This window comes from Calidithermus terrae (assembly GCF_003574345.1).
Classification (GTDB): Bacteria; Deinococcota; Deinococci; order Deinococcales; family Thermaceae; genus Calidithermus; species Calidithermus chliarophilus.
The window spans coordinates 1-5,732 of record NZ_QXDL01000232.1 but is presented as its reverse complement, the minus strand read 5'-3'; the positions used below and the strand labels follow the sequence as shown (position 1 = coordinate 5,732).

The window sequence follows — 5,732 nt, the reverse complement described above, 5'->3', positions numbered from 1 at the left end:
GGAGAGCTTCGCCTGGGCAGGGGAGAGCGACCTGGGCTCGCTGCGCCGGGCGTTGCGGGGGCGGCGCTGGCGGGAGGCCTGGGGGCTGTACGGCACGCTGCTGCCGGGATTCAGGAGCGGGCATGGGGCCTTCGAGACCTGGCTCGAGGCCGAGCGGGCCTGGCTGCACTCGGCCATGCACGGGCTGAGCCTGGCGCTGCCGGCGGAGGAGGTGTTGCGGCTGAGCGAGGCCGAGCTGGAGGCCCCTTCCGACAAGGAGCGTGCGCTGATGGCCCTGCTGATGCAGGGGCAGGCCCTCCTGCGCGAGGGGCGAGGCAAGGAGGCGGTGCTGGTGCTGGGGCAGGCTTTGGGGATGCAGGAGTTCGGCGGCGGGGCGTTCTCCGCGCTCTCGCTGGCGCTGCTGGCCGAGGCCCACTGGCAGTGGGGCAAGGGGGCCAAGGCCCGCCAGACGGCCGAGAAGGCCCTCCGGCGCGCGGCCGACGCCTACGGCCAGGCCCGGGCTTACCGGGCGTGGCACCTCGTCAGCGGGGACGCGGGGGCGCTCGAGCAGGCCCGGCGGCTGGCCGAGGGCCTGGGCATCGCCGACTTGCTGGGCTAGGCCCCCACCAGCACCGACTCGATGCGCCGCAGCGCCTCGGGGATGTCCTCGTCGGAGAGGTCGCGGTGGGTGACCAGGCGGATCTTTCCGCCCAGCGCGTTGCAGAGAACCCCGGCTTGCGTCAGGCGGGCGGCCAGCCCGGCGGGGTCCTTGGGCTTGAAGTAGACCATGTTGGTCTGCACGGCCTGGAGATCGACCTCCAGGCCCAGCCGCACCAGCCCCTCGGCCAGGGCGCGGGCCATCTGGTGGTCGCGGGCGAGCTGCTCGGGGCCTTCGGTCAGGGCCAGGATCCCCGCGGCGGCGAGCACGCCGGCCTGCCGCATCCCGCCCCCCAGCATCTTGCGGTAGCGCCAGGCCTCGGCCTTGAGCGCCTTGGGCAGCAGCAGCACCGAGCCCACCGGTGCCCCTAGGCCCTTGGAGAGGCAGATGGACACGGTGTCGAAGCCCCGGGCGATCTCGGCGGCGGCGACCCCCAAGGCCACGGCGGCGTTGAACAGGCGGGCGCCGTCGAGGTGGATGGGCAGACCGGCCTCGCGGGCGACCCGCTGCACGGCGCGCTGGGCCTCGAGCCCTACCACGGTGCCACCGGCGGCGTTGTGGGTGTTCTCGAGCGAGACCAGCCCGGTGGGCGCTTGGTGGATGGAGGTGTGGACGGCGGCCCTGACGTCGGCGGGGTCGGGGACGCCGTAGGGGGCCCTCACCAGCCGGATGGTCCCGCCCGCGAGCACCGCCAGCGAGCCCGGCTCGTACTCGTAGATGTGGGCGCCCTCGGGGGCGATCACCTCGTAGCCGCGCCGCAGGTGCAGCATCAGGGCGATCTGGTTGCTCATCACCCCGCTGGGCACGAACAGCCCGGCCTCGAGGCCTAGGGTCTCGGCGGCGAGGGCCTCGAGGCGGTTTACGGTGGGGTCTTCGGAGTAAACGTCATCGCCCACCTCGGCCGCGGCCATGGCCTGGCGCATGGCGGGGGTGGGCTTGGTGACGGTGTCGGAGCGGAGGTCGATCACGTGCATAAGCCTTAGCTTACGCTTGTCGAGGGGCGGTAGCCTATAGCCGGTAGCCGGGGGCGGGTCGTACGTCGTACGTCTTACGTCGTACGCAAAACGCAAGACGCAAGACGCAAAACGCTAAACGCAAAACGCCTTTTCTTTACCCCCCTTGGCAAGGGGGGCTGGGGGGGATAAACCCTCCCCGCGTGCGGGGAGGGAAGGGGAGGGGTTTACCACAAGCTGACGGCTGATAGCTGCCCGCTAGGGTAAAATCGCGTTTGTGAATGCCTTCAAGCCGCACCTGCGTGGCCTGCCCAGCTACCCCTACAAGAAGGTCGAGGCGCGGGTCAAGCTCGACCAGAACGAGAGCCCCCTCGACCTCCCGGCGGCGCTCAAGCAGCGGGCGCTCGAGCGGCTGGCGGCTTTGCCCTGGAACCGCTACCCCGAGCTGCACGCCGAGGACGTGCGGGCGAGGCTGGCCGAGGCGCTGGGGTGGCCCTTCGAGGGCGTCGTGATGAGCCCGGGGTCCAACCTGCTCATCCAGAGCCTGGTGCAGGCCGCCAACTGCGTGCTGGACACGGCGCCCTCCTTCCCCCACTACGCCTTCTCGGCCAAGACCAACGCGGCGCCCTACCGCGCGGTGCGGCTGGGGCGGCGCTTCGAGCTGCCGCTCGAGGAGCTGCTGGGGGCGATGGAGGGCGAGCCCGGCGTGCTCTTTTTGCCGGTGCCCCACGCGCCCACCGGGGCGCTCTTCGCCCCGGCCGGCGTCGAGGCCCTGGCCCGGCACGCCGCCCGGAGCGGCTGGCTGCTGGTGATCGACGAGGCCTACCACCAGTTCTCGGGCACCGACTACCGCGCGCTGGCCCGCTCCAACCCCCACGTGGCCCTGCTGCGCACCTTCTCCAAGGCCTGGGGGCTGGGGGGCATCCGCGCCGGGTACCTGCTGGCCTCGCCGGAGGTGGCGGCGGCGGTGCAGAACCTGGTCCCGCCCTTCGGCCTGCCCGCGCACACCGCCGCCATCCTGCTCACCGTGCTCGAGCAGCCGGGCTACGCGACGGAGCGCGCCCAGGCCACCGTGCTCGAGCGCCAGCGCCTCTACCACGCCCTGCTCGAGCACCCCACCTGGAGCGTCTACCCCAGCCACACCAACTTCCTGCTGGTGCGCACCCCCGACGCGGCGGCGGCCTTCGCCGGGCTGGCGGAGCGCGGGGTGCTGGTGCGGCGGCAGGACCACTACGCCGGGCTCGAGGGCTGCCTGCGGGTGAGCGTGGGCACGCCCGCCGAGAACGACGCCTTCCTCGCGGCCGCCTTCGCCCTGGACGAGGTGGGGCATGCGTAGCGCGACGGTCGAGCGGGCCACCGCCGAGACCTGGATCCGGCTCACCCTGGGCCTCGACGGCCCCCTAGAGGGCCAGGTCGCCACGGGGCTGCCCTTCCTCGACCACATGCTCCACGCCTTCCAGCGCCACGGGCGCTTCCGGCTGGTCGTGGAGGCCAAGGGCGACCTCGAGGTCGAGCCCCACCACCTCGTCGAGGACACCGGCATCGTGCTGGGGCAGGCGCTGAAGCAGGCCATCGGCGACGGGCGGGGGCTCGAGCGCTACGGCGAGGCCACCGTGCCCATGGACGAGACGCTGGTGCAGGCCGTGCTCGACCTCTCCGGGCGGCCCCACCTGGCCTTCGCGCCCGAGGAGCTCGCCATCGACGGGGCCCCCGGGGGCGTGAGCGCCTACCACCTGCGCGAGTTCCTGCGCGGGCTGTGCAACCACGCGGGCATGACGCTCCACCTGCGCCTGCTGGCGGGCCGGGAGGCCCACCACGTGCTCGAGGCCGGCTTCAAGGCGCTCGCCCGCGCCCTCCACGCCGCCACCCGCCTCACCCGCGACGACCTGCCCAGCACCAAGGAAAGCCTGTGAAGACCCTGCTCATCGACTACGGCTCGGGCAACCTCCGCAGCGCGGCCAAGGCGCTCGAGGCCACCGGCTACGGCGTGAAGGTCTCCCACGACCCCGCCGACGCCCGCTCCGCCGACCTGCTGGTGCTGCCCGGCCAGGGCCACTTCGGCCAGGTCATGCGCTCCTTCCAGGCCTCCGGCTTCGAGGGCGCGGTGCGCGAGCACATCGCCGCCGGGAAGCCCTTCCTGGGCATCTGCGTGGGGATGCAGATCCTCTTCGAGGGCTCCGAGGAAGCCCCCCGGGTGGCCGGGCTGGGCTTAGTCCCCGGCACGCTGGCCCGCTTTAAGGCCCCCCGGGTGCCCCAGATGGGCTGGAACACCGCGGAGTACAGGGGCGCCTTCGAGGCCCTGTCGGGCCGCTACTTCTACTTCGTGCACTCCTACTACGCGCCCGTGCTCGAGGGCAGCGTGGGCGTCAGCGAGTACGCGGGCACCCGCTTCACCGCCGTGTACGCCCACGCCAACGTGGTCGCCCCGCAGTTCCACCCCGAGAAGAGCGGCGAGAGCGGCCTGAGCCTGCTGCGGGCCGTCCAGCGCTACTTCAAGCGGCTTTGAAGGCCCGGATCAGGGCCACCGGCGGGCGCAGCGACTCCCAATAGGCCAACTCCGGCCCGGGGTTGGGGAGGGGGTATCCCCCCAGCCCCCCTTGCTAAGGGGGGAACCAGGCGTCTTGCGTTTCGCGTTTTGCGTTCGGCGTTTGGCGTTTTGCGTCTTGCGTTTTGCGTCTTGCGTACGACGTACGACGTACGACCTGCGTTTTGCGTTTTGCGTACGACGTAAGACGTACGACGTACGACCCGCACCCGGCTACCGGCTATCAGCGTTCGGCCTATTTCGTCTGGAGGAGGTCCTGCTGGGTCACCAGCCGCCCCTGCGCCCCGATGGCCGTAGCCGCCAGTGCCCCGGCCAGGTTGCCCAGGCGGGCGGCCGTCACCAGGTCGCGGCCCTCCATCACGGCGTGGGCGAAGGCGGCGGTGAAGGCGTCGCCGGCCCCCGTGGTGTCCACGACGTTCTCGACCGGGAAGGGCTCGACGAGCTCCTGCTGCTTGGCGGCGACGACGATGGAGCCCATCGCCCCCACCTTCACCACCACGTTCTCGAGGCCGTACCCCTGCAGCGCCCCCACCCCCTCGCTGATGGAGTCGGTCTCGGTGAGGGCCAGCAACTCCTGCTGGTTCATGGTGATGTAGGGCACGCCGCGCACGTACTCCAGCAGGGTTTTCCCCACCGCCCGCACCGCGCCCGTGCCCAGGTCTACGAAAATCGGCAGCCCGCGCTTGCGCGCGGTGTCTAGAGCCTTGACGGCGTACTCGCGCTGCGGCCCGCCCACCAGGGCGTAGGCCGAGAGCACCACGGCGTCCACCTGGTCAAGGTGCTTGGCCTTGAACTCGGCCGCGTCGAGGTAGCGGCTGGCGCCCCCGGCCGAGACCATCGAGCGCTCGCCGCCCGGCACCACCAGGATCAGGATGCTCGAGGTCTGGCGCTCGGGGTCCTCCTGCAGGTAGCGCAGGTCCACGCCGGTGCGCTCGAGCTCGCTCAGGGCCACCCGGCGGAAGGGGTCTTCGCCCACCCGCCCCGCCAGGAACACCTTGTGCCCCAGGCTGGCTAACTGCGCCGCCAGGGTGCCTCCGGCACCCCCCGGCTTCATCAGGGCCCGTTGCGCAGGCACCTCCTCGCCGGGCTCCGGAATTCGTTCAAGAAAGTAGATTAGGTCTACGGAGACGTCTCCCAAAACAAAAAAACGCATAACTCCGGCCTCCCTGCGCCTTGGAGTTCCTGGGTAACAAGGTCATTGTACCGCAGGAAGCCTTATCGCTTCGTTTCGGAGTATACGCCGGACAGGTTGGGAAATCCATAACAAGGGGTTCGCTGCTGGCTGAGTGCTAGGCGCGGGTCGTACGCGAAACGCAAGACGCAAGGCGCATGTCCTACGTCGTACGTCATACGTCACACGCCTTGGACCTGGCTTATCGACCCTTGACTATCGACCATCCACCCCTGAGATCGCCTCCTCGAGCGCGCGGAATTGCTCGAGGGAGAGGGCTTCGCCGCGGACCTGGGGGGGGAGGGAGAGGCGTTTTAGGGCTTGGGTGACGCGGGCTTCGGGGTAGCCCTTGCTCAGCAGGGCGTTGCGCAGGGTCTTGCGGCGCTGGTTGAAGGCGGCTTCGACCAGGCGGAAGAGGGCGGGGTC

Annotated in this window: 5 protein-coding genes and 2 pseudogenes; 4 read left to right on the top strand and 3 right to left on the bottom strand. The window is 71.0% G+C overall.

Annotated elements, in window-relative coordinates; genetic code table 11:
• Positions 1 to 598, top strand: a pseudogene (locus Mterra_RS22545) (hypothetical protein); the annotation flags it as partial.
• Here the strand turns inward: Mterra_RS22545 and Mterra_RS18150 are convergent.
• Positions 595 to 1,611 carry a threonine aldolase family protein gene (locus Mterra_RS18150; RefSeq protein WP_119316428.1) on the bottom strand — a complete coding sequence of 339 codons (1,017 nt, stop codon included), beginning with the start codon at positions 1,609 to 1,611 and terminating at the stop codon, positions 595 to 597. The pseudogene Mterra_RS22545 and the gene Mterra_RS18150 sit on opposite strands and share 4 nt — an antisense overlap.
• Before the next feature lie 256 nt (positions 1,612 to 1,867).
• On the opposite strand from Mterra_RS18150, the gene Mterra_RS18145 reads away from it, so the two are divergent.
• From Mterra_RS18145 to hisH, 3 genes are read left to right on the top strand one after another with little or no spacing between them, the layout of a single operon-like run.
• Positions 1,868 to 2,926, top strand: a complete 1,059-nt coding sequence (locus tag Mterra_RS18145; RefSeq protein ID WP_119316427.1) for a pyridoxal phosphate-dependent aminotransferase — start codon at positions 1,868 to 1,870, stop codon at positions 2,924 to 2,926.
• Positions 2,919 to 3,503: an imidazoleglycerol-phosphate dehydratase HisB gene (gene hisB / locus Mterra_RS18140; RefSeq protein WP_119316426.1), complete on the top strand. Its 585-nt coding sequence runs from the start codon at positions 2,919 to 2,921 to the stop codon at positions 3,501 to 3,503. The genes Mterra_RS18145 and hisB overlap by 8 nt, the downstream gene beginning before the upstream one ends.
• Positions 3,500 to 4,096 carry an imidazole glycerol phosphate synthase subunit HisH gene (gene hisH / locus Mterra_RS18135; RefSeq protein WP_119316425.1) on the top strand — a complete coding sequence of 199 codons (597 nt, stop codon included), beginning with the start codon at positions 3,500 to 3,502 and terminating at the stop codon, positions 4,094 to 4,096. The genes hisB and hisH overlap by 4 nt, the downstream gene beginning before the upstream one ends.
• A gap of 274 nt (positions 4,097 to 4,370) precedes the next feature.
• Here hisH and Mterra_RS18130 read toward each other — a convergent pair whose 3' ends face one another.
• Together Mterra_RS18130 and Mterra_RS18125 are read right to left on the bottom strand one after the other, a co-directional pair.
• A complete protein-coding gene (locus tag Mterra_RS18130; protein ID WP_119316424.1) occupies positions 4,371 to 5,288 on the bottom strand; it encodes a carbohydrate kinase family protein in 918 nt (305 codons plus the stop codon).
• Positions 5,289 to 5,522: 234 nt separating this feature from the next.
• Positions 5,523 to 5,732: pseudogene (locus Mterra_RS18125) on the bottom strand (16S rRNA (adenine(1518)-N(6)/adenine(1519)-N(6))-dimethyltransferase RsmA); the annotation flags it as partial.